19 protein-coding genes and 1 pseudogene are annotated in these 21,729 nt (G+C 72.3%); 7 read left to right on the top strand and 13 right to left on the bottom strand.

The window, feature by feature from the left end:
• Together gnd and ACFRAC_RS19700 are read left to right on the top strand one after the other, a co-directional pair.
• Complete coding sequence (gnd, locus tag ACFRAC_RS19705) at nt 1-876, top strand: phosphogluconate dehydrogenase (NAD(+)-dependent, decarboxylating) (RefSeq protein ID WP_382925265.1); 876 nt, start codon at nt 1-3, stop codon at nt 874-876.
• A gap of 126 nt (nt 877-1,002) precedes the next feature.
• Nucleotides 1,003-2,469, top strand: a complete 1,467-nt coding sequence (locus ACFRAC_RS19700; protein WP_382925263.1) for a membrane-associated oxidoreductase — start codon at nt 1,003-1,005, stop codon at nt 2,467-2,469.
• Between the two features lie 4 nt (nt 2,470-2,473).
• On the opposite strand, the gene ACFRAC_RS19695 is transcribed toward ACFRAC_RS19700, so the two are convergent.
• A complete protein-coding gene (locus ACFRAC_RS19695) occupies nt 2,474-2,884 on the bottom strand; it encodes a VOC family protein (protein ID WP_382925262.1) in 411 nt (136 codons plus the stop codon).
• A 495-nt stretch (nt 2,885-3,379) separates the two neighbouring features.
• Between ACFRAC_RS19695 and ACFRAC_RS19690 the strand changes: the two genes are divergently transcribed.
• Nucleotides 3,380-4,612 (top strand): serine hydrolase domain-containing protein, encoded by a 1,233-nt coding sequence (locus ACFRAC_RS19690; RefSeq protein ID WP_382925261.1) that lies wholly within the window; start codon nt 3,380-3,382, stop codon nt 4,610-4,612.
• 7 nt (nt 4,613-4,619) lie between these two features.
• Here the strand turns inward: ACFRAC_RS19690 and ACFRAC_RS19685 are convergent, their stop codons facing one another.
• The 3 genes from ACFRAC_RS19685 to ribA form a co-directional block, all read right to left on the bottom strand.
• Nucleotides 4,620-5,783 carry a saccharopine dehydrogenase family protein gene (locus ACFRAC_RS19685; RefSeq protein WP_382925259.1) on the bottom strand — a complete coding sequence of 388 codons (1,164 nt, stop codon included), beginning with the start codon at nt 5,781-5,783 and terminating at the stop codon, nt 4,620-4,622.
• Entirely contained in the window at nt 5,780-6,838 is a 1,059-nt protein-coding gene (locus tag ACFRAC_RS19680) for a saccharopine dehydrogenase (protein WP_382925257.1), read from the bottom strand. The genes ACFRAC_RS19685 and ACFRAC_RS19680 overlap by 4 nt, the downstream gene beginning before the upstream one ends.
• Nucleotides 6,839-7,017: 179 nt before the next feature.
• Nucleotides 7,018-7,686, bottom strand: a complete 669-nt coding sequence (ribA, locus tag ACFRAC_RS19675) for a GTP cyclohydrolase II (RefSeq protein ID WP_382925255.1) — start codon at nt 7,684-7,686, stop codon at nt 7,018-7,020.
• Nucleotides 7,687-7,727: 41 nt separating this feature from the next.
• On the opposite strand from ribA, the gene ACFRAC_RS19670 reads away from it, so the two are divergent.
• Complete coding sequence (locus tag ACFRAC_RS19670) at nt 7,728-8,510, top strand: creatininase family protein (RefSeq protein ID WP_382925253.1); 783 nt, start codon at nt 7,728-7,730, stop codon at nt 8,508-8,510.
• A 152-nt stretch (nt 8,511-8,662) separates the two neighbouring features.
• Here ACFRAC_RS19670 and ACFRAC_RS19665 read toward each other — a convergent pair.
• From ACFRAC_RS19665 to ACFRAC_RS19645, 5 genes and pseudogenes are all read right to left on the bottom strand, one after another.
• A pseudogene (locus tag ACFRAC_RS19665) lies at nt 8,663-9,640 on the bottom strand (lysylphosphatidylglycerol synthase transmembrane domain-containing protein); the annotation flags it as partial.
• The gene (locus ACFRAC_RS19660) at nt 9,637-10,593 is read right to left on the bottom strand and encodes an SAM-dependent methyltransferase (protein WP_382925251.1); all 957 of its coding nucleotides are present in this window, start codon (nt 10,591-10,593) and stop codon (nt 9,637-9,639) included. The pseudogene ACFRAC_RS19665 and the gene ACFRAC_RS19660, both read right to left, overlap by 4 nt.
• A 116-nt stretch (nt 10,594-10,709) precedes the next feature.
• The gene (locus ACFRAC_RS19655) at nt 10,710-11,909 is read right to left on the bottom strand and encodes a glycosyltransferase family 4 protein (RefSeq protein ID WP_382925249.1); all 1,200 of its coding nucleotides are present in this window, start codon (nt 11,907-11,909) and stop codon (nt 10,710-10,712) included.
• A complete protein-coding gene (locus ACFRAC_RS19650) occupies nt 11,906-12,304 on the bottom strand; it encodes a 6-carboxytetrahydropterin synthase (protein WP_055619267.1) in 399 nt (132 codons plus the stop codon). The genes ACFRAC_RS19655 and ACFRAC_RS19650 overlap by 4 nt, the downstream gene beginning before the upstream one ends.
• Before the next feature lie 151 nt (nt 12,305-12,455).
• Complete coding sequence (locus tag ACFRAC_RS19645) at nt 12,456-13,436, bottom strand: zinc-binding alcohol dehydrogenase (protein WP_382925247.1); 981 nt, start codon at nt 13,434-13,436, stop codon at nt 12,456-12,458.
• Nucleotides 13,437-13,544: 108 nt separating this feature from the next.
• Here ACFRAC_RS19645 and ACFRAC_RS19640 point away from each other — a divergent pair, with 108 nt between their 5' ends.
• Both ACFRAC_RS19640 and ACFRAC_RS19635 read left to right on the top strand, forming a co-directional pair.
• Entirely contained in the window at nt 13,545-14,318 is a 774-nt protein-coding gene (locus ACFRAC_RS19640; RefSeq protein WP_382925246.1) for a CDP-alcohol phosphatidyltransferase family protein, read from the top strand.
• A 468-nt stretch (nt 14,319-14,786) separates the two neighbouring features.
• A complete protein-coding gene (locus tag ACFRAC_RS19635; RefSeq protein WP_382925245.1) occupies nt 14,787-14,933 on the top strand; it encodes a hypothetical protein in 147 nt (48 codons plus the stop codon).
• Nucleotides 14,934-14,991: 58 nt separating this feature from the next.
• On the opposite strand, the gene ACFRAC_RS19630 is transcribed toward ACFRAC_RS19635, so the two are convergent.
• From ACFRAC_RS19630 to ACFRAC_RS19615, 4 genes are read right to left on the bottom strand one after another with little or no spacing between them, the layout of a single operon-like run.
• A complete protein-coding gene (locus tag ACFRAC_RS19630; protein WP_382925244.1) occupies nt 14,992-16,356 on the bottom strand; it encodes a GH1 family beta-glucosidase in 1,365 nt (454 codons plus the stop codon).
• Between the two features lie 29 nt (nt 16,357-16,385).
• Complete coding sequence (locus tag ACFRAC_RS19625; protein ID WP_361342500.1) at nt 16,386-17,225, bottom strand: carbohydrate ABC transporter permease; 840 nt, start codon at nt 17,223-17,225, stop codon at nt 16,386-16,388.
• Nucleotides 17,226-17,271: 46 nt separating this feature from the next.
• Nucleotides 17,272-18,261 carry a carbohydrate ABC transporter permease gene (locus tag ACFRAC_RS19620; RefSeq protein ID WP_382925242.1) on the bottom strand — a complete coding sequence of 330 codons (990 nt, stop codon included), beginning with the start codon at nt 18,259-18,261 and terminating at the stop codon, nt 17,272-17,274.
• 5 nt (nt 18,262-18,266) lie between these two features.
• The gene (locus ACFRAC_RS19615) at nt 18,267-19,586 is read right to left on the bottom strand and encodes an ABC transporter substrate-binding protein (protein WP_382925241.1); all 1,320 of its coding nucleotides are present in this window, start codon (nt 19,584-19,586) and stop codon (nt 18,267-18,269) included.
• Between the two features lie 206 nt (nt 19,587-19,792).
• Here ACFRAC_RS19615 and ACFRAC_RS19610 point away from each other — a divergent pair, with 206 nt between their 5' ends.
• Complete coding sequence (locus tag ACFRAC_RS19610) at nt 19,793-21,592, top strand: coagulation factor 5/8 type domain-containing protein (RefSeq protein WP_382925239.1); 1,800 nt, start codon at nt 19,793-19,795, stop codon at nt 21,590-21,592.
• The last annotated feature ends 137 nt before the right edge of the window (nt 21,593-21,729 follow it).

Genomic DNA, 21,729 nt, shown 5'->3' with positions numbered 1-21,729 from the left:
ATGCAGATCGGCCTTGTTGGTCTCGGCAAGATGGGCGGCAACATGCGCGAGCGCCTGCGCAACGCCGGCCACACCGTCGTCGGCTACGACACCGACCCCGAGCTGTCCGACGTGCCCAGCCTGGCCGACCTGGTCGACCGGCTGGACGCGCCGCGCACGGTGTGGGTGATGGTGCCGGCCGGGCACGCGACGCAGACGGTGATCGACCAGCTGGGGGGCCTGCTCAAGCCCTACGACATCGTCGTCGACGGCGGGAACTCCCGGTGGACGGACGACGAGAAGCACGCCAAGGAGCTGTCCGCGCACGGCATCGGGTTCGTCGACGCCGGTGTGTCCGGCGGCGTGTGGGGCCTGCAGAACGGCTACGCCCTGATGGTGGGCGGTGAGAAGGAGCACGTCGACCGGCTCCGGCCGATCTTCGAGGCGCTCAAGCCGGAGGGTCCGTACGGCTTCGTCCACGCGGGCAAGGTGGGCGCCGGGCACTTCTCGAAGATGGTCCACAACGGCATCGAGTACGCCATGATGCAGGCGTACGCCGAGGGCTGGGAGCTGCTGGAGAAGGTGAACTCGGTGGACAACGTCCGCGACGTCTACCGCTCCTGGCAGGACGGCACCGTCATCCGCTCCTGGCTGCTGGACCTCGCGGTGGCCGCGCTGGACGAGGACGAGCACCTGGAGAAGCTGAAGGGCTACGCGCAGGACTCCGGTGAGGGCCGCTGGACCGTGGAGGCGGCCATCGAGAACGCCGTGCCGCTGCCCGCGATCACCTCCTCGCTGTTCGCGCGGTTCGCGTCCCGGCAGGACGACTCCCCGCAGATGAAGATGATCGCCGCCCTGCGCAACCAGTTCGGCGGGCACGCCGTCGAGTCGAAGTAGCGACCGGCGCGAACCCCACGGGCCGGGACGGCGCACCAGCCGTCCCGGCCTGCGCCTGTTGTGCGGAACGTCCGTGGTGAGACGGCGAGTTGACAGCGGCGGCGGCCCGCGTCAGAGTCCCCGCTGATGGAGATCGACGAGCTGACACCGGCCGAGCGCACCGTGTGGGAGGCCTACCCCAAGGGGCGGCCCGTGGACTTCCGGCAGGCGCCGGACGAGAGCGCGGCGGACGGCGCCGGCTGGGGGCCGCAGCGGACCGTGCGAGCCGAGGTGCTCAGGGCCCTGCTGCTCGACGGGCCCGAGGAGCGCGGTGAGGTGGCGGCCCTGAAGGTGGCGGGCGCCCGGATCACCGGCGGGACGGATCTGCGGTACGCGACCGTCGACCGCGTGATCCGGCTGAGCGACTGCTCCTTCGACGAGGTCCTCGACGTCTCCGGCACCCAGCTGAAGTACCTGAACCTGTCCGGCTCGCACCTGCCCGGGCTGACCGGCGCACGCGTCCGGGTCGACGGCGGGCTGCGGCTGACGGGCTGCCGGTTCCGCGGACCCGTACGGCTCGGCGGGGCGCAGATCGCGGGCGCGCTCCACCTGGAGGACGCCGAGATCACGGCGGACGGGGACGGGCCGGACCCGGTCCTCCAGCTCCACCAGGTCACCGTCGGCGAGGACCTGTGCGCGAGCCGGCTGCGCACCCGGGGTGAGATCCGGCTCAACGGGGCCACGATCAGCGGTTCGCTCCGGCTGGAGGAGGCCCGGCTGCGCCGCACCGGTGACTTCGTGCTCAGCGCCGAGGCGCTGGAGGTGGGCGCCAACGTGCTCGGCAGACGGCTGAGCGCGCACGGCCGTATCGACCTGCGCGGCGCCCGCATACCCGGCCGGCTCGACCTGCTGTACAGCCGTCTGTCCCACCCCGAGGGCACCGCTCTGCGCGCGAGCAGCTGTGTCATCGGCGAGGTGTGGCTGCGCGACGGCGAGCGGATACGGGGCCGGCTGAATCTGCGCCGCTCCCAGATCGACCATCTGAACCTGACGCCGGAGATGCTGCCCGAGCAGGTCCGGCTCCTCGACCTCACCTACACCTCCCTGACCCCGCACGAGCCGCCGGAGCGGCGGCTGCCCATGCTGGAACGGGACGAGGGCACCTTCGACCCGCACGGCTACGAGCAGTTGACGGCCGCGTACCGCCGCACCGGCGACGACCACGCCGCCCGGCTCGTCCAGCTCGCCAAGCAGCGCCACCACCGCACGACCCTGCCCTGGTACGGCCGGCTGTGGGGCCACGTGCAGGACGTGACCGTCGGCTACGGGTTCCGGCCGATGCGGGCGCTGGGCTGGCTGCTCTCCCTGCTCGCGGTCGGCTCGGTCGCCTTCGCGCTGGACACGCCGCCCCCGCTCAAGGCGGACGAGGCGCCGCCGTTCGACGCGTTCTTCTACACGCTGGACCTGCTGCTGCCGGTGATCTCCTTCGGCCAGGAGGCGGCCTTCGCGCCGCGAGGCCTGCAACAGGCCCTGGCCTACGTCCTGGTCCTGGCCGGCTGGATCCTGGCCACGACGGTCATCGCGGGCGTGACGCGGACCGTCTCCCGACAGTAGGCCGTCAGGCGTTGGACCATGCCCGCGTGCACAGCACCAGCCGGTAGCCGTCGGGGTCCTCGACCGTGACGCCCCACTCGTTCCAGTACGGGTTCGGGGAGACGACCCGCCTGCCCCCGCACTCCTCCAGCCGGGCGAGCAGGTCGTCCGGCACGGGGCCGTCGACGTAGAGGACGAGGAGGTCCTCCTCGGTGGGCCGGGGTTCGACCGGGCGGGCGGGCTCGTGGACCAGTTCGAGGTGCCAGTCGGCGTCGGGCCAGCCGAGCATCAGCAGGTCGTGTTCGCCGGGTTCCGGCCCACTGGCCGCCCGCCACACGACCGTCAGCCCGAGCCCGTCGGCCCAGAAGCGTTCGGCCGCCGCGAGATCGCGGGAGGGGCGGGCGATACGGATGTGACTGCGGCCGCTGACCGGCACGATGCCTCCGGGGGTGGGGTGAACGTTCTTGAACCGCTCGGCAGCCTAGGCGGCGGGGTGCGGCACGGACCATCGGGCGTTGGACCTGGGACCGAGGTCCTGGTACCGGCCGGCCTGAACACGCGGAGACTGTCCCCTCATGCCTGGTGGACAGTGTCTGTGGACGACACGGAAGGGCTCTGCGGGAGCGGCTGGTCGACGTCGGTGGGGAACTCGTGGCCCGCGAGGGCGCCCGGGCGCTCACCCTCCGGGAGATCGCCCGCCGGCCCGGCGGGTCGCCGCGGTGAGCGGACCACGGTGAACGACCGCGCCGGCCGTCCCGGTCCCGGCCGGGGCGTGCCTCGGCCCCTCCCCTCCCCGGTCAGGGCCCCGGCGTACGGAATGATCATCGCCGTTCGGGGGACCGGCCGCCGGTTCCTGAGCGACGATGAGACCGGAGGCCGCCGCGGTGAGTACACCGGAGCGCACCTCGTCGTACGGATGTGGAGGAACGCGATGGCACTGCTGGCACAACAGGTCGACCCGGGCGAGGCCGGGCTGGACGTCAAGGCGCTGGACCGCCTCGACCAGCACTTGGCCCACCAGGTCGACGAGGGACGGCTGCCCGGCTTCCTGGTGTCCGTCGCCCGGCGCGGACGCGTCGCGCACCTCACCGCGCACGGGATGCGGGACGTGGCCGCCGGTCTGCCCGTCGAGGCCGACACCCTGTGGCGCGTCTACTCCATGACGAAGCCGATCACCTCGGTCGCGGCCCTGATGCTCGTGGAGGAGGGGAAGCTCTCCCTCGACGACCCGGTCGGCCGCCACCTCCCGGCGTTCGCCGAACCTCGCGTGTACGTCAGTGGATCGGGCTCCGGCACGGTGACCCGCCCCGCCGACGGGCCGATGACGATCCGGCATCTGATGACCCACACCGCCGGTCTCACCTTCGCCTTCTACCACCAGCACCCCGTCGACGCCCTCTACCGGGACGCCGACCTGCACTCCGCGGTGCTCCCGGGCTCGGACCTGGCCACCACGGTCGACGTGTACGCGAGTCTGCCGCTCCAGTTCGAGCCCGGCACGCAGTGGAACTACTCGGTGGCCTCCAACGTCCTCGGCCGGATCATCGAGGTGGTCTCCGGGCAGCCGCTCGACGCGTTCCTCGCCGAGCGCGTCTTCGGCCCGCTCGGCATGACCGACGCCGGGTTCTGCGTGAGTGGCGAACAGGAGGGCCGGCTGGCCGAGTTGTACGGCCAGACCGACTCCGGTGGCATCGAGCCGATCGCCGGTCTGCCGCTGCACGGGCGTCCCCGGTTCCTGTCCGGCAGCGGTGGTGTGGTGGCGTCCGCGCACGACGTGCACCGCTTCATGGAACTGCTGCGCCGCCGCGGTGAGCTGGACGGCACCCGGCTGCTGACGCCCGAGACGGTCGCCCTGATGACGTCCAACCACCTCCCCGGCGGCGCCGACCTGCGCTCCTTCGGCAGCCGGCCCGCACACGACGAGCCCGGCAACGACGGCGTCGGCTTCGGCCTCGGGGTGTCCGTGGTGATCGACCCCGACCGCACGCGCGACCCGTCGGTGCGGGGCGCCTTCGGCTGGAGCGGGGTCGCCACCACCACGTTCTGGGTGGACCCGCGCAACGACCTCACCGTGCAGTTCATGACGCAGGTGCGGCACCGGACGTCGCACACGGTGTTCCAGGACCTGAAGCGGTTCGTGCACGAGGCCCTCACCGGGGACTGACGGGACCTCAGGCGTCCGCGGACCGCGTGAACGGCACTCCTTCGGCGGCGAGTTCACGCAGCCACTCCTCCGAGCGGGCCGCCGTTCCCGCGGACCGGTGCAGGCCCGCCGGAAGGGAGCCGTCCAGGATGTGGCGCACGCCCAGGGCGAGCGGGCGGGAGACGCAGCGGGCCATCGCGCTCTCCTCCGCGTCCCCGACCAGATCCAGCAGACAGCTCCCGGTCCAGGACCGGCCGTCCTCACCGCGTACGTCGAGGGCGACGGCGAGGACGACCCGGTCCCGGTCGGCGTCGGTGGTCGGGTGGGCCCGTGCCAGCTCCCCCGCCAGGGCGGCGATCCGGGCGTCGTCCCCCGCCGTCAGCTCCTCGAACACGCCGGCCCAGGCGTCCAGCCAGCCGTCCAGGCGCAGGGTGCCGCGCACGAAGGCGGCCGGCCGCCATGCCGGGGGCAGCCCGTACTGCTCGATGAAGGGGACGCTGTCGCGGTTGGGATACGCCTCGAACATCTCCCCGCCGACGTCCAGCCGGCGGGTCGCCTCCCAGGGCCGTTCGGCGACCCGTTCGGCACCGCCCTCGACGTACCGGGCGGGCGCGCGCAGGGCGTTGAGCACCCCGGCGGGTGCCCAGCTGAAGCGGTACCGGAAGTCGTTCGGGACGGCGGGGACGCCTCCGCAGTACGAGGTGAGGGTGTACGACGCGGCCAGGTCGTCGCCGAGGACCGCCCGGGCCCGGCCGACGAGACTGTGCGCGAAGAGGTGGTCGATGCCGGGGTCGAGCCCGGCCTCGGTGAGAACGGTCAGCCCGGCCCGGGCGGCCGCGGGGACCTGCTCCAGGACGGCGTCGGACACATAGCTGGAGCAGGCGAAGTGGGCGCCCCCACGGACGCAGGCCGCCAGCAGCACGGCGTGTTCCGTGGCGGGCAGCATCGAGACGACGACGTCGCCGGGCGCGAGCTCGGCGGTCAGGGCGTCGGGGGTGTACCCGCGGGGCGCGGCGCGTCCGGTGAGGCCGAGGCGGTCCAGGGCGTCGGCGGCGCGCTCCTCCGTCCGGTGCCACAGCCGTACCCGGGAGGCGGTGTCGCGGAGCCGGGCCAGTCCGCTGCCGGTGGACAGTCCGGCACCCACCCAGTGGACGGTGCCGCTCGCGGGGACCCGTGCCGGTCCGTCAGTCATCCTTCGACTCGCTCCTTTCCGATGCCGAGTTCACGCTGGGCCTGGTGGAACCGGTCGAGGCAGCGGCCCCACGCCGCGTCCGTGCCGAAGGCCGGCAGCAGGGGTGTCAGGGCGGAGGAGAAGTCGGCGCTGGACTCGCGGGGCAGCAGGGAGGGGAGGTTGTCGATGGCGATGAGGTCGAGCGGGGGCCGCTCACGCAGCCTGCGCACCGGGTCGGTCCATTCGGTGACGCGGTCGTAGACCGGCAGCACGTTCAGCGGTGAGCCGACGTCGACGGTGACGTCGCAGACGGTGCGCAGCCGCCGGTCCGGGACGTCGAGGTCCTGCTCACGCAGGAAGGGCGGGACGGGGGCGGTGGCGAGGACCGCGTTCACCAGGACGTCGTGCGCCAGCAGGGCCCGGCGGTCCAGGTCGCGGGTCTCGGCGAGGTCCCACGGGGTCGCCTCGACACCGGCGGTGAGGAAGGCGAGCCGCGCGCCGCGTCCGCTGCGGCCGAGGGCACCGATCACGAGCGCGGTGAACTCCTCGTCCCCGGCGGCGGGCCGGAGTCCGGCGTCCAGTTCGTCCTTGGACGTCGGCGTCAGGGGCGCGGCGAGCCGGCCCCGGTGCTGGAGCACGGCGAGGGCCGCCCCGAGGTAGCCGGCCCAGAACCCGAAAGCGGCCAGGCGTCGGCCGGAGTCGTCCACCAGGTACTCCAGGTCGAACAGCGCGCCGCCGCCGGCCGCGAACCGGCGCAGCAGGTCCCCGGCGCCGGGCTGTCCCTTGTAGGCGTGCCCGAAGTACAGGTGCCGGTGTGTCAGCGCCTCGGGCTCGTCGGGCAGTTCCTTCAGCCCGGTCACCACGGCCGCCGGAGGCGCGGTCACCCAGGAGCCCGCCGGTGCGACCCGGCAGCCGGCGGCCTCGTACTCCTGGAGGGGGTGGATCCGCTGCGGGGACTCCTCCACGGTCACGGTCACCCCGCTGTCGACGAGGCGCCGCGCGTCGGACGGCACGATCGGGGTGCGTCGCTCGGTGGTGCGGACCTCGTGGCGCAGCCACAGATGCAGCTCGGTCATACGCGATGGGCCTCCGGTCGCGGGGCGTCGGCCGGGGGCCGGCCGGCGCTCGACGGGCTGACGTCCCCGAAGGGTACGCGGACGGGCCGCGGGGCGCCTATGACCTGGCCGCCGGCCGGGCCCGTCAGGAAGAGGTCGCGGGGCGTGCCCTCTTCCTGTCCGGGCGGCCGGCCCCGCGGTCAGGTCAGCTGTCCGACGGCGTCCAGGTGGGGCAGGTGGTGGTCCATGCGCTCCCGCTTGGTGCGCAGGTAGGTGATGTTGCTCTCGCAGGGCTGGATCAGCAGCGGGACCTGCTCGGCCACCTCGATGCCGTGCTCCACCAGCGCCTCGCGCTTGCGCGGGTTGTTCGACATCAGCCGGACGCTGCGGACGTTCAGGTCGCGCAGGATGCCGGCGGCGGCACCGTAGTCACGGGCGTCGACGGGCAGCCCGAGCGCCAGGTTGGCCTCGACGGTGTCCAGGCCCTCCGCCTGCAGGGCCATGGCGCGCAGCTTGGCGAGCAGACCGATGCCACGGCCCTCGTGGCCCCGCAGGTAGACGACGATCCCGCTGCCCTCGGCGACGACGGCGCGCAGGGCGGAGGCCAGCTGGTCGCCGCACTCGCAGTGCTGGGAGCCGAACGCGTCGCCGGTCAGGCATTCGGAGTGCAGCCGGGTCAGGACGCCGTCGGTGCCCGGTTCGCCGTGGACGAGGGCCACCTGTTCGTCGCCGCGGTCGTGGTCCATGTAGCCGATCGCCCGGAATTGCCCGTACACGGTCGGCAGGGGGGCGCTCACCACGCGTTCGACTCCGGAACGCTGCGTCCGCTGGCCGGACTTCTTGCCGAGCACGCCAATCTTGTCTGTCATGATTCTTCAGTTCCTATGCAGAGACGAAAGGCCGGTAAAAGATGAGTGGTGCGCAGACGCGGCCGGCGGCACACTCGCTGGTGCCGGCGGACACCACCGAGGACGTTCGGGCGCGGGGAGCGGACGTCTCACGACAGGTCGCGGTCCTTCCCGTCGGGAGCTTCGAGCAGCACGGCGCGTTCCTGCCGCTGGCCACCGACACCCTTGTGGCCTGCGCGATCGCGCGCGAGCTGGCCGCCGTGCATCCCGTACACCTGCTGCCGCCGGTGACGATCTCGTGCTCGCACGAGCACGCGGCCTGGCCGGGGACCGTCAGCATCTCTTCGGTGACCCTTCATGCGGTGATACGGGACATAGCGGATTCGCTCCGCCGTTCGGGCGTCGACGCCCTGGTGCTGGTCAACGGCCACGGCGGCAACTACGTACTGGGCAACGTCGTTCAGGAGTCCTCCGCGCGCGGCGAGCGGATGGCGCTGTTCCCGGCTCCGGAGGACTGGGAGACCGCGCTGGAGCGGGCGGGGGTGGAGACCTCGCTGCTCACCGACATGCACGCGGGGGAAATCGAGACCTCCGTCCTTCTGCACGCTCATCCCGAATTGATCCGACCCGGTTACGAGACTTCCGATTTCGTCGCGGACGACCGGCGTCATCTGCTCACCCTCGGAATGTCCGCCTATACCGATTCGGGGGTCATCGGCCGTCCGTCGCTGGGTTCCGCGGAAAAGGGGAAGCGGCTGCTGGAGAGCCTCGCGGATTCCTTCGGCGCGTATATGTCACTGCTGACCTCCGCGGGCGACTCCGTCGTGGACACGACGGACGGATGAAAATAGCCGCTGGCCTCCGGATCCGCCACGGTGCCGGCGGATCCGGTGCGGGTCCGTAGACCCGTGTACCAGCGGGCGACGAGGACGAGGGCGCCCGGCAGGGCGGCCACGAAGCTGAGGACGCCGTACACGACGGCGACGGCGAGCCCGGTGTCGGCGCCGAGCCCCGCGGCGGCGAACGCCCAGGCGGTGACGCCCTCCCGGGGGCCGAACCCGCCGACGTTCAGGGGCAGTCCCATCGCGAGCAGCGCCAGGACGGCGAGCGGCAGCAGGGCGGCGACGGAGGCCGTGGAGCCGGCGATCCCCGCGGCGAGCACGAACATCGCGACGTGACCGGCGAGGACGACCAGCGAGGAGACGGCGACACCGGGCCCGTTGCGGCGCGACAGCAGGCTCTCGCGTGCCTGCGCGAGAGCCGTGCGCACGGCCGTGGGCCGCGCCCCGGCCCGGCGGGAGGGCGCCCGGTTCATACGGACGGCGGCCACGACGGCGCACGTGCCGGCGGCGGCGAACAGCAGGAGCGGGGTGAGGTCACGGGCCTGGTCGAGCACCGGTGACGGCATCGTCAGCAGGACGGCCGCGCCGACGGCGGTCAGGGCGACCTGCCCGGCCGTGCGCTCCAGCACGACCGCGCGGACGCCGCGCCCGAGGTCTCCGGCGCTCTGTCCGTGCCGTACGGCCCGGTGGACGTCGCCGAGGACGCCGCCGGGGAGCGCCGCGTTGAGGAACAGCGCCCGGTAGTAGTCGGCGACGGCCGCTCCGATCGGCAGCCGGATGCGCAGGCCGCGGGCCACCAACTGCCAGCGCCAGGCGCTGAACACGGTGGTGACGAACCCGATGCCGAGCGCGGCGAGCAGCGCGGGGCCGTCGATCCGCCGCAGCCCGTCGAGGAACACGCCGGTGCCGAGCCGCCAGAACAGCACGCCGAGGATGACGACTCCGGCGACCGTGCCCACGTGGGTGCGGACCTTCGGGTCGCCCAGGAGGGCCTTGGTGCGGGAGACGGGTGCGCCCGCGGTGGCCGCCCCGGTCCGGGCGTCCGCGGTCTCCCCCGTGCGGTCCGCCCGCCGGGCGCGCGAGGTGAGGCCCTCGCGCCCGGTGTGCGTCCTCGCCACCGTCTCCACGGTCATGACGCTCCGCCCGTCGGCCGGCTCAGGGCCAGCAGGTCGGTGTGGTGGACGACGACCCGCAGCTCGCCCGCCGCGCAGGCGTCGAGGCGTTCGCGCAGATAGCGGTCGGCGCGTTCACTCAGTTCGGGGCGCTGCTCGACCGCCGCGCCGACCCAGCCGCGCAGCCACTGCGCGGCCAGCGCCGCCTCGTCGGGTCCGAGCCGCCAGGGGCTCGGATGCAGCTGGACGGTCGCGCCGTGCTCGGAGAAGATCTCGGCGGCCACCGTGGCGGCGTCGGGGCCGAGCAGCCCGGTGCGCCGCTGGTGCGCGTTGAACGCCTCGGTGATCTCCTCGTCCAGCGGATCGGACGGGGTGAGTTCGACCCGGCCGGCCACCGACAGGGTCAGCAGCGCCGGGCAGCCCGCCCCCGCGCAGGCGGCGGCCAGGGTGTTGATCTCGTCGGGGGTGAGGACGTCGAGCAGCGCGGACGCCGTCACCAGGGAGGCGCCGCGTAGCGCGTCGGGGGTGAGCCGGCCGATGTCGCCGCGGCGCGTCTCGACCGTGACGCGGCTGCCGTCGGCGGAGGAGCGCGGGGACGCGACGGCGGCGAAGTGCAGCAGATAGGGGTCGCGGTCGTGCAGGACCCAGTGCTGGGCGCCGTCCAGGTGGGGGGCGAGCCAGCGGCCCATGGAGCCGGTGCCGCAGCCCAGGTCGTGGATGACCAGTCCGCCGGGTCGGCCCGGCAGGTTGGCGAGCCGGATCCGCAGCGGGTCGAGCAGGTCGTGCGCCCGGGCGGCGGCGTCCGCGCCCTCGCGCAGCTCCAGCCACTCGGGGGCGTAGCGGGGCGGGTCGTCCGGGGATGCCTCCCGCAGCCGTACGGTGGCCCGTTCGCCGGACCGGCCGGTGGGGCCCGCGCCGAGGATCACGACGTCGGAGTCGGCGCCGTGCGCCTCGGGTACGGACGCGTCGCTCATGTCATCCTCCGCCTGGCCGGGTCCGCCGTCGGGTCGCCGGCGTGCCGGACCGGCCGCGTCGCGGGGTCCCGGCTGGGCCGGGATCGCGCCCCCGCCCTGTGTCGTCGCCGCCTTGCTCATGCCGCCCTCCGCGGTTCGTCAGGCAGTCGGCCCAGTACCGCGGCCAGGCTGCGGGCCGTGCCGGCCCAGCCGTTCAGAGCGGCCCGGCGTCCCCGGGCCGCCGCCTTCAGCCGGCGTCGTACGTCCGCCTCGCCGAACCAGCCGCGCAGTTCGGCGGCGATCGCGGCGGGGTTCTCCGGCGGCACGAGGATGCCGGGGACACCGCCGTCGGGTGCGCGTCCGACAGCCTCCGGCACCCCGCCGACGTCGGTGGCCAGCACCGGGATGCCGCGCGCGAGCGCCTCGGTGACCGCCATGCCGTACGTCTCGGCGTAGGAGGTGAGGACCATCAGGTCGGCGGAGTTGTAGCTGGCGTCGAGTTCGGCCCCGGACTGCGGGCCCGCCAGGACCAGACGGTCGGTGAGGCCGTGCCGGGTGATCAGGGAGCGCAGTCCGGCGACGTAGTCGGGGTCGTGGTTCAGGCCGCCGACGCAGACACAGCTCCACGGCAGGTCGGTCACCGTCGCCAGTGCCTCGATCAGCCGGTGCTGGCCCTTGCGCGGGGTCACGGCGGCCACGCACAGCAGCCGGGACACGCCGTCCGTGCCGGAGGCGAGGGGGGCGATGTCGGCGCCGGGGGCGGCGACATGGACCCGTTCGGGGGCGAGACCGTGGTGGGAGACGAGGCGGCGGACCGCCCAGTCGCTGGTGGCGACGACCGCGTCGGCGGCGCGCAGCACCGTGCGCTCCCGGGCGTCCAGGTCGGCCGCGACGGACGGCTCCAGCCCGGTCTCGTCACCGAGCGGCAGATGGACGAGGACGGCGAGCCGCAGCCGCTCGGCCTCCGGGACGATGATCTCGGGCACCCCGCAGGCAACCAGGCCGTCCAGCAGGACGACGGTCCCGTCCGGGAACTCCCGCAGGGTGCGGGTGAGTTCGGCGCGGGCCGCCTCGTCGGGGCGGGGCCACGCGCCGGCCACCGCGTGCTTGTGGACCTGCCAGCCGAAGCCGGGCAGGTCCAGGCTGACCCGCCGGTCGTAGGCGTTGCCGCCGCTGGGGGCCGCCGGGTCGTCGACGCCGCCCGGCATGACGAAGTGCACGGAGCGCAGGGACATCGGGATGATCTCCGCGTTCTTCAGGACGGAGTGCTGCGCCGGCACGTAGGCGAGCTTGACCTTCTCCGGCCGCGGCTGCTTCTCCAGGGTCACGTCGGTCACAGGGCACGCTCGTAACTCGCCCACGCGACGTGCGACTCGTGCAGCGTGACGGTGATCCCGGCGAGTCCCCGCGCGCCCTCGCCCAGCGCGCCCTTCTCGACGCGCTCGGCGAGCCGGTCGGCGATGACCTTGGCCAGGAACTCGGTGGAGGTGTTGATCCCGGCGAAGTCGGGTTCGTTGTCGAGGTTGCGGTAGTTCAGCTCGGCGACGACGGCACCGAGCTCCTGGGTGGCCAGTCCGATGTCGACGACGATGTTGTCGTCGTCCAGCTGCTCACGCCGGAACGTGGCGTCCACGAGGAACGTCGCCCCGTGCAGACGCTGCGCGGGCCCGAAGACCTCGCCGTGGAAGCTGTGGGCGATCATGATGTGATCGCGGACGGTGATGCTGAACAACGGACGACCCTCCAGGTGCGGTGCGCCTAGTCCCCGGCCGATCGCCGCCGGGGATGCCGTGTAGTACGGCTCTTCGCTTCCCCATGTTCAGCGCGTCCTCACTCTTTTCTCAGGTCAGGCGCTCTTGCGTCCCGCGGGGCGAATCCGCGCGTCAGGGCGCGTCCGGGTACCTGACGCGGTGACAGAGCGCCGGGAGCCGCCCGGACGCCAGCTTCGGCAGCACCTCGGGCAGCTCCTCGAAGGGGCTCTCCCCGGTGACGAGGGCGTCCAGCGCGGAGTCGGCGAGCAGGTCGAGGGCGAGCGCGAGGCGGTCGGCGTAACTGCGGCCGGCGCGGGCCGGTGAGACGGTCCCGACCTGGCTGCTGCGGATGACGAGGCGCCGCGAGTGGAACGCCTCGCCGAGCGGGACGGCCACCTGCCGGTCGCCGTACCAGCTCAGTTCGAGGACGGTGCCCTCGGGGCGCAGCAGTTCGAGGGAGCGGGCGAGTCCCTGTTCACTGGCGCTGGCGTGCACCACGAGGTCGCAGTCGCCAAGGGCGTCCTCGGGGGACGCGAAGGCGACGCCGAGGGATCCGGCCACCTCGGCGCGGGACGGGTCGGCGTCGACCAACTGGAGCCGCACGCCGGGGAAGCGGGCCAGCAGCGCGGCCACGGAGCAGCCCACCATGCCGCCGCCGACCACGGCGATCCGGTCCCCGACCAGGGGCGCCGCGTCCCACAGGGCGTTGACGGCGGTCTCGACGGTGCCGGCGAGGACGGCCCGCGCGGCGGTCACGGTGTCCGGTACGACGGTCACCGCGCTCGCGGGCACGACGTAGCGCGTCTGATGCGGGTACAGGCAGAAGACCGTACGGCCGGCCAGCGCGTCCGGCCCCTGTTCGACCACCCCGACGTTAAGGTAGCCGTACTTCACCGGGGCGGGGAAGTTCCCCTCCTGGAACGGCGCCCGCATGGCCGCGTGCTGGCTCTCCGGGACGCCGCCGCGGAACACGAGGGTCTCCGTGCCCCGGCTGACCCCCGAGTACAGCGACCGCACCAGCACGTCCCCCTCGCCGGGCTCGGGCAGGGCGACCTCCCGGATCTCGCCCTCCCCCGGAGCACTGAGCCAGAACGCGCGTGCGGTGCGGTTCATCGGGAACCTCCTGAACGATCGGCGACCTGTCCACGTACCGAGGTGTGCACAGGCCGCGCACAGTACGCGGCCTTGATCGACTCTGTCATCTGGCCGGAGGAATGTGCGGTGGCCCTGAACAACACGTACGAAGCAAGGCTGGTCCAGCAGGAGACCGCGGTGGGAGCGGGCGTTCAGATCCTGTTGCTGGCCCTGCTGGGATCGGCGATCGGCATGGGTCCCGCGGGCTGGCTGACCGGCCTCGCGTTCGCCGTCGCCTCCTGGGCGCTGCTCTCCCTGGCCCTGCACCGGTCCGGGCTCCGCTCGTTCGGCCCGGCGAACCGGGTCACGCTCGGCCGGGCCACGCTGGTCGGCGGGGTGACGGCACTGGTCGCGGACTCCTTCCAGGACTCGCCGCCGGTCACGTTGTTCGTGGGCCTGACCGCGGTCGCCCTGATCCTCGACGGCGTGGACGGCAAGGTGGCCCGCCGCACCGGCACCTCGACGGCGCTGGGCGCCCGCTTCGACATGGAGGTGGACGCGTTCCTGATCCTGGTGCTCAGCGTGTACGTCTCGATGTCGCTGGGTCCGTGGGTGCTGCTGATCGGCGCCATGCGCTACGGCTTCGTCGCCGCCGCCCGGTTCTGGCCCTGGCTGAACGCCCCGCTGCCGCCGAGCACGGCCCGCAAGACGGTCGCCGCGGTGCAGGGCGTCTTCCTCCTGGTGGCCGCGTCCGGCCTGTTCCCCCACGCCGCCACGTTCGCGGTCACGGCCACGGCGCTGGGCGCCCTGCTGTGGTCGTTCGGCCGGGACGTGCTGTGGCTGGGGCGCACGCACCGGGCGACACGGGTGGCGCCGGCGGCGGCCGAGCGCAGGGCGCGACCGGAACTGGTGACGAGCTGACGTCCCGCCCGGTCCCTCACTGAGCCGGCAGGTGCGCGTCCGGACGGTGGCCGGGCAGCTTCGAGCGGGTGGACGCGTCGTGGCGCACCCGGAGGAACTCCAGGTGCCGCTCGTACTGGTGGAGGGCGTCGGCGATGAGCTGCTCCTCGGTGTAGCCCGGTCGCCACCGTCCACAGCTACACCGTCACCGTGAGGAAGCCATGAACTGCGCGCCGCGGACCCGCCCACCGGCCGCACCGACGACGAGCCGGCGCGGCAGGACATCCCGTCGATGCTGCGCTAGGGCCTCTCCCTCACCGGACCGCGCCGCGCCGCCCTCTTCGGCGACGGCGCGGTGGGCGCCGCCGTCCTGCTGGACCGGCTCGGGGTGCGACCGCGGGATGTGGCGTTCCTCGCCGAGGTGGTCCACAGCGGGGGGTACCCGGTACGCAGCCGGGCCGCCCGAACCCGTACCTGGGTGACAAGGCGGTGACCGTGGTGCGCTCCTGGCTGGAGGGCGCGGCCACCACCGCCGGCGGGATCGACGGCGACGAGGACACCTCCCGCCGGCTGGACGGAGCCGCAGAACTCCTCGGCCTGCGGCACGTGGACCGTTTCCGCCCTGCGGGGAAGTGAGCGGCCGCGGACACGGACGGCCGACCCGCCTCGTGCTCCGGCCACGGGCAGCCCGGACTCACGCCGCCCGCCGCCCCCTCCCCCCGTGCTCCCGCACGATGTCCGCGTACAGATGCCCGGTGCCCTTGATCGTCCGTACCTGTGTCTCGTAGTCCACGTGGACCAGGCCGAACCGCTTCGCATAGCCGTACGCCCACTCGAAGTTGTCGAGGAGCGACCACGCGAAGTACCCGGCGAGCGGGGCGCCCTTGCGGGCGGCCGAGGCGCAGGCCGCGAGATGCCGGACCAGGTAGTCCTGCCGTTCGGGGTCGTCGACCGTGCCGTCGGGGCGTACGACGTCCGGGAAGGCGGAGCCGTTCTCGGTGATGTAGATCTTGCGCGCCCCGTACTCCTCGGTGAGGCGCAGCAGCAGGGTCTCGATGCCGCTCGCGTCGATCTCCCAGTCCATGCCGGTGCGCGGCACGCCGGGGCGGCGGACCGCGCGGGCGTACGGGGCGGGGCCGTCGGGGTCGTCGACGACGTGGGCCGGGAAGTAGTAGTTCAGGCCGAGCCAGTCCAGCGGGGCCGCGATCGTCTCCAGGTCACCGGCCCGCTCGGGGAGTTCGACGCCGTACGTCTCGACCATGTCGGCCGGGAAGCCCCGGCCGTGGATCGGGTCGAGCCACCAGCGGTTGACGTGGCCGTCCTGGCGGCGGGCGGCGGCCTCGTCCTCGGGGCGGTCGCCGGCCGCGTACACGGTGGAGAGGTTGTTGACGATGCCGACCTCGGCGCCGGGTGCGGCGGCGCGGATCGCCTCGGTGGCTAGGCCGTGGCCGAGGAGGAGGTGGTAGGAGGCGCGGACGGCGGCCGTGAGGTCGGTCAGGCCGGGGGCCATGGTGCCTTCGAGGTGCCCGATCCAGGCCGAGCAGGACGGCTCGTTGAGGGTGGCGAAGTGGCGGACGCGGTCGCCGAGCCGGGTCGCGACCACCGAGGCGTACTCGGCGAAGTGCTCGGCCGTCTCCCGCTCGGGCCAGCCGCCCCGGTCCTGGAGGGCCTGCGGAAGGTCCCAGTGGTAGAGGGTGACGGACGGCGTGATGCCCGCCTCCAGCAGGGCGTCGACCAACTCGTCGTAGAAGGCCAGGCCCTTGGGGTTCACGGGGCCGTCGCCGCCCGGCAGGACGCGCGGCCAGGCGACGGAGAGGCGGTAGGCGTTGGTGCCGAGCGTGCGCATGAGGGCGAGGTCCTCGCGCCAGCGGTGGTAGTGGTCGCAGGCGACGTCGCCGGTGTCACCGTTGTCGATCTTTCCGGGGGTGTGCGAGAACGTGTCCCAGATCGACGGGGAGCGGCCGTCCTCCGCCACGGCTCCCTCGATCTGGTACGCCGCTGTGGCGGTGCCCCACAGGAAGTCGTTCGGGAGTGCGGCGAGGTCGATACGGTCGGGCACGGAGTTCCTTTCGGGGCGGGGGTGCTCGGTCACTTGACGGCGCCTGCGGTCAGTCCGGCGACCAGGTAGCGCTGGAGGAGGAGGAAGCCGGCGACCACGGGGACGCTCACGACCAGTGAGGCGGCCATGATCTGGTTCCAGTACACGTCGTTGAGCGTGGAGTAGCCCTGGAGGCCGACGGCGAGGGTGCGGGTGGTGTCGTTGGTCATGACGGACGCGAACAGCACCTCGCCCCAGGCGGTCATGAAGGCGTAGACGGCGACGGCGACGATGCCGGGGACGGCGGCCGGGACGACGACCCGGAACAGCGCGCCGAGCGGTCCGCAGCCGTCGACCAGCGCCGCCTCGTCCAGGTCGCGCGGCACCGAGTCGAAGTAGCCGATGAGCATCCAGATGGAGAACGGCAGGGAGAAGGTGAGGTACGTCAGGATCAGGCCGCCGCGGCTGCCGAACAGGGCGATGCCGGTGGCGTTGCCGATGTTGACGTAGATGAGGAACAGCGGGAGCAGGAAGAGGATGCCCGGGAACATCTGCGTGGACAGGACGGTGACCGTGAAGACCCGCTTGCCGCGGAAGTCGTACCGGCTGACGGCGTACGCGGAGAAGACCGCGATCACCACCGAGCAGACCGTGGCCGCGCCCGCCACGACGAGCGAGTTCACGAAGTACGTCGCGAGGGGCACCGTCGACCAGATGTCGATGTAGGGGCGGATCGTCAGACCGCTGGGCAGCCAGCGGAACGTGCCCGACACGTCGGCCAGCGGCTTGAGCGAGCTGGAGACCATGACGTAGACGGGGACCAGGACGAAACCGGTGAGCAGGGTGAGGAAGATCCGCCGGGACCACAGGAAGGACCGGGGCGGTGCCATCGGCGAACGGGCGGGCATGGCAGGGGACTTGATGGGCCGGGCGGACTCAGACATCGGCGGTCCTCCGTCCGCGCGAGGTGATCACGAGGTAGACGCCGGTCACCACGAGCAGGAACAGCAGCAGGAGCACGGACATCGCCGAACCGGTGCCGAAGTTCCAGGTGACGAAGGACGCCTGGTAGATGTGCACGGAGATGAGGTCGGCGGCCTCGGGCGCGGTCTTGCCGAACAGGACGTACGGCGTGTTGAAGTCGTTGAACGTCCACAGGAACAGGACGAGGACGAGGACCTGGTTGACGGGCCGCAGGGACGGCAGGGTGATCCGGCGGATCTGCTGCCACATGCCGGCGCCGTCGAGGGAGGCGGCCTCGTAGAGCTCCCTCGGGATGTTCTGCAGGCCGGCCATGACGATGAGGAAGGCGAACGGCCAGCCCTTCCACACGGAGACCGTCAGCAGCGCGAAGAAGCTGTTGTCGCCGATGAGCCAGAACGTGGGCTTGTCGGTGATGCCGAGCTGGTCGTGCAGGACGTGGTTCACCAGGCCGTTGTCGTGCTGGAACATGAAGACCCAGGTGATGACGGCGGTGTAGACGGGCAGCGCGTACGGCACCAGGAACAGGGCGCGCAGCAGGCCCCGGCCGCGGAAGGTCTCCTGCATGTAGAGGGCGGCGGCGGTGCCGATGCACCAGCACAGGCCGACGGAGAGCAGGGTGAAGGCGACGGTGACCAGGAACGAGTGGAGCAGCGCCTCGCCCACGGGGGCGTCGAAGTCCACGGAGACCGAGTAGTTGTCGAGGCCGTTCCAGGGCGCGGTGGTCCAGTCGCGGATGTAGAACTGAGTGAGTTCCTTGAAGCTCATCACCATGCCGATGACCATCGGCACGAGGTGGACGAGGAGTTCGAGGAGCAGGGCGGGCAGGAGGAACAGGTAGGGCAGGCCGATACGGCGGATCCGCCCGGGACGGCGGCGGGGGCCGCTCGCCGTCCCGGGGGAGCTCGGACGCACCGCGGCCTCGGTGGGGACCGTGGTCGTCATCGTGCTCACTTCGCCGGCATCTGCTGCTGGGCCTTCTCGAGGGCGGCCTTGACCGAGTCCTCCGTGACCTTGCGTCCGGCGGCGGCGTCGGCGAACAGCCCCTTGATGGCCGTGCCGACGGCGGTCTCGAACTGGGACTCGTCGGCGACCTGCGGGGCGGCGACGGCGCTCTTGGCGAGGGTGTCCTTGAGGACCGCGTTCGCCGGGGTGTTGAAGGCGGCGTCGGCCTGGGCGCCCTTGACCGGCGGTATGGAGCTGTAGGCCTGGTTGAGGATCTTCTGCTCGGCGTCGCTCGTCATGAACTTCACGAACTTGGTGGCGCCGTCGATGTTGTCGGTGTTCTTGAAGACGGCCATGTTGATGCCCATGACCATCGAGTTGACGCCCGCGCCGGTGCCGGGAGTGCCGGACCGCACGGGCACCGGGGCGATGCCGTAGGCGTCCTCGCTCATGCCCTGGGACTTGAGGTTGGCGGACGCGGACTGCCACAGCAGCATGGCCGTCTTGCCCTTGGCGAAGTCGCTGACGGACTGGTTCTGCGCGTATTCGGCGTTGCCGGGCGCGACGATCTTGTCCTTGGCCATCAGGTCGACGAACTGCTTGACGCCGGCGACGGCCTTGTCGGAGGTGAAGTCGGCCTTGCCGTCGGCGGTGAAGAAGTCGGCGCCGTGCTGCTTGGCGAAGACGACTGCGTGATGGATGTTCTCGGAGGGGTTGGAGCCCTCGACGCCGAGCGCCCACTTGCCGCCGCCGGTGAGCTTCTTGCCGTCGGCGACGAGTTCGTCCCAGGTGGCCGGCGGCTCGGAGATGCCGGCGTCGGCGAACGCCTTCTTGTTGTAGTAGAGCGCGTACGCCATCGAGTACAGCGGGACGGCGGCCGGGTCCTTGCCCTCGGCGCCGGTGGAGCCGAGCGCGGAGTCGACGAAGCGATCCTTGCCGCCGATCTTGTCGAAGTTCCCGGCGGACCAGGGCAGCAGGGCGCCCGTCGCCTGGAGGGAGGCGCTCCAGGTGTTGCCGATGTTGAGGACGTCGGGTCCCTGTCCGGAAGTGGTGGCGGTGAGGATGCGGTTGAGCAGGTCGGACCAGGGCACGACCTCCAGCTTCACCTTGATGCCGGTCTGCTTCTCGAACTTGTCGAGTTCGGGCTGGAGGACCTTCTTATCGACCTCGATGCTGGCGCCCTGGTTCGAGGCCCAGTAGGTGAGGGTCTTCGGGGAGTCGTTCGACCCCCCGCCGTCCGTCGACGAACCGCCTCCGCAGGCCGTGGCGGCCAGGGCGAGAGACATGGTGACGGCAGCTACGGCCGCGGCTCGCGTTGTGCGCATGGCTCCGGTGTCCCTTCCGGGGGTACTGCTGCTTAATTTAGAGCGTGAGTTAAGCCTCTGGACCGGGCGGCGTCAAGGCTTTGGACGCAGTTGCCGGAGTCTGGTCGAACCTCTTGACTCTCTCGTTTCGCAGTTGAACCATTCAGCGGCGAGAGAGCGCTCCCGGACCCCACCACGTTCACTTCCTGAACAAGGAGAGCCGCCCCATGCATGATTCCTCCCCGTCCTCGTCGCGCCCGTCCCCGGTCGGCCGCCGCACCCTGCTGGGCGCCGCCGCGGCCGTCACAGCGGCCCCCGTGGTGCTGGGTGCCTCGGCCCACGCCTCCGCCGCCCCGGCCCCCCGCAAGAGGCCGCGCGCGCTCCCCGGCGGTGGCGACCTCGGCCCCAACGTCCTGGTCTTCGACCCGTCGACCCCCGGCATCCAGGCCCGTCTCGACGAGGTGTTCCGGCAGCAGGAGTCCGCGCAGTTCGGCACCGGCCGCTACGCGCTGCTGTTCAAGCCGGGCACCTACCACGGGCTCAACGCCCAGCTCGGCTTCTACACCTCCATCGCGGGCCTCGGCCTGTCCCCCGACGACACCACCATCAACGGGGACGTCACCGTCGACGCCGGCTGGTTCGGCGGCAACGCCACGCAGAACTTCTGGCGTTCGGCGGAGAACCTGGCCCTGGTCCCGGTCAACGGCACCAACCGCTGGGCGGTCGCGCAGGCGGCCCCGTTCCGCCGGATGCACGTCCGCGGCGGGCTGAACCTCTCCCCCACCGGCTACGGCTGGGCCAGCGGCGGCTACATCGCCGACAGCCGCGTCGACGGGCAGGTCGGACCGTACTCGCAACAGCAGTGGTACACCCGCGACAGCGCGATCGGCAGCTGGCTCAATGGCGTCTGGAACATGGTGTTCTCGGGTGTCGAGGGCGCCCCCGCGCAGAGCTTCCCCAACCCGCCGTACACCACCCTGGCCACCACGCCGGTCTCCCGCGAGAAGCCGTTCCTGTACCTCCAGGGCGGCGAGTACCGGGTGTTCCTGCCCGAGAAGCGGACCGACGCGCGTGGCGTGACCTGGGGCAACGGCACCCCGCGCGGCACCTCCCTGCCGCTCACGCAGTTCTACGTCGCCCGTCCCGGCGTCTCGGCCGGCACGCTCAACCAGGCGCTGACGCAGGGACTGCACCTCCTGCTCACGCCCGGTATCTACCACCTCGACGAGCCCCTGCGGATCAACCGGGCGAACACGGTCGTCCTCGGCCTCGGTTACGCGACCCTCATCCCGGACGGCGGCGTCACCGCCGTGAAGGTCGCCGACGTCGACGGGGTGCGGCTGGCCGGCTTCCTGGTGGACGCCGGGCCGGTCAACTCATCCACCCTGCTGGAGATCGGGCCCCCCGGCGCCTCCCGCGACCACTCCGCGAATCCGACCACCCTCCAGGACGTGTTCATCCGCATCGGCGGCGCGGGCGCCGGCAAGGCCACCACCAGCATGGTCATCAACAACCGGCACACCATCGTCGACCACACCTGGGTGTGGCGGGCCGACCACGGCGAGGGCGTCGGCTGGGAGACCAACCGCGCCGACTACGGCGTCGTCGTCAACGGCGACGACGTCCTGGCGACCGGCCTGTTCGTCGAGCACTTCAACAAGTACGACGTGCAGTGGTTCGGCCAGCGGGGCCGCACGATCTTCTTCCAGAACGAGAAGGCGTACGACGCCCCGAACCAGGCGGCCATCCAGAACGGCTCGGTCAAGGGCTACGCCGCCTACCGGGTCGGCGACGCCGTGACCTCGCACGAGGGCTGGGGCCTGGGCAGTTACTGCTACTACAACGTCGACCCGACGATCGTCCAGCACCACGGCTTCGCCGCCCCGACCCGCCCGAACGTCCGCTTCCACAACCTGCTCGTCGTCTCCCTGGGCGGCAACGGCCAGTACGAACGCGTCATCAACGACACGGGCAACCCGACGTCGGGGACGTCGACGGTGCCGTCGACGGTGGTGTCGTATCCCTGACCGACGACGGCTCCCGGGGGGGCCCCCCCCCCCCCCGGGGGGGGAGCGCCACAGGGCGAGGCCGCAACCCCCGACCGCGAAGTAGTGGCACGGCCCCGCGCCCGGCCCCCCCCGGGCAACCGAGACACGGAAGCCGG

It is taken from the genome of Streptomyces sp. NPDC056628 (genome assembly GCF_042792555.1).
In the GTDB taxonomy this organism is placed as follows: domain Bacteria; phylum Actinomycetota; class Actinomycetes; order Streptomycetales; family Streptomycetaceae; genus Streptomyces.
Note: the sequence above shows the minus strand (reverse complement) of the source record. Positions and strands in the feature narration are given on the sequence as shown.

Excerpts from the sequence above, each read along its gene's own strand:
- gnd (WP_382925265.1), top strand. The coding sequence starts at position 1 with ATGCAGATCGGCCTTGTTGGTCTCGGCAAGATGGGCGGCAACATGCGC.
- ACFRAC_RS19700 (WP_382925263.1), top strand. The coding sequence starts at position 1,003 with ATGGAGATCGACGAGCTGACACCGGCCGAGCGCACCGTGTGGGAGGCC.
- ACFRAC_RS19690 (WP_382925261.1), top strand. The coding sequence starts at position 3,380 with ATGGCACTGCTGGCACAACAGGTCGACCCGGGCGAGGCCGGGCTGGAC.
- ACFRAC_RS19685 (WP_382925259.1), bottom strand. The coding sequence starts at position 5,783 with ATGACTGACGGACCGGCACGGGTCCCCGCGAGCGGCACCGTCCACTGG.
- ACFRAC_RS19680 (WP_382925257.1), bottom strand. The coding sequence starts at position 6,838 with ATGACCGAGCTGCATCTGTGGCTGCGCCACGAGGTCCGCACCACCGAG.
- ribA (WP_382925255.1), bottom strand. The coding sequence starts at position 7,686 with ATGACAGACAAGATTGGCGTGCTCGGCAAGAAGTCCGGCCAGCGGACG.
- ACFRAC_RS19670 (WP_382925253.1), top strand. The coding sequence starts at position 7,728 with ATGAGTGGTGCGCAGACGCGGCCGGCGGCACACTCGCTGGTGCCGGCG.
- ACFRAC_RS19660 (WP_382925251.1), bottom strand. The coding sequence starts at position 10,593 with ATGAGCGACGCGTCCGTACCCGAGGCGCACGGCGCCGACTCCGACGTC.
- ACFRAC_RS19645 (WP_382925247.1), bottom strand. The coding sequence starts at position 13,436 with ATGAACCGCACCGCACGCGCGTTCTGGCTCAGTGCTCCGGGGGAGGGC.
- ACFRAC_RS19625 (WP_361342500.1), bottom strand. The coding sequence starts at position 17,225 with ATGGCACCGCCCCGGTCCTTCCTGTGGTCCCGGCGGATCTTCCTCACC.
- ACFRAC_RS19620 (WP_382925242.1), bottom strand. The coding sequence starts at position 18,261 with ATGACGACCACGGTCCCCACCGAGGCCGCGGTGCGTCCGAGCTCCCCC.
- ACFRAC_RS19615 (WP_382925241.1), bottom strand. The coding sequence starts at position 19,586 with ATGCGCACAACGCGAGCCGCGGCCGTAGCTGCCGTCACCATGTCTCTC.
- ACFRAC_RS19610 (WP_382925239.1), top strand. The coding sequence starts at position 19,793 with ATGCATGATTCCTCCCCGTCCTCGTCGCGCCCGTCCCCGGTCGGCCGC.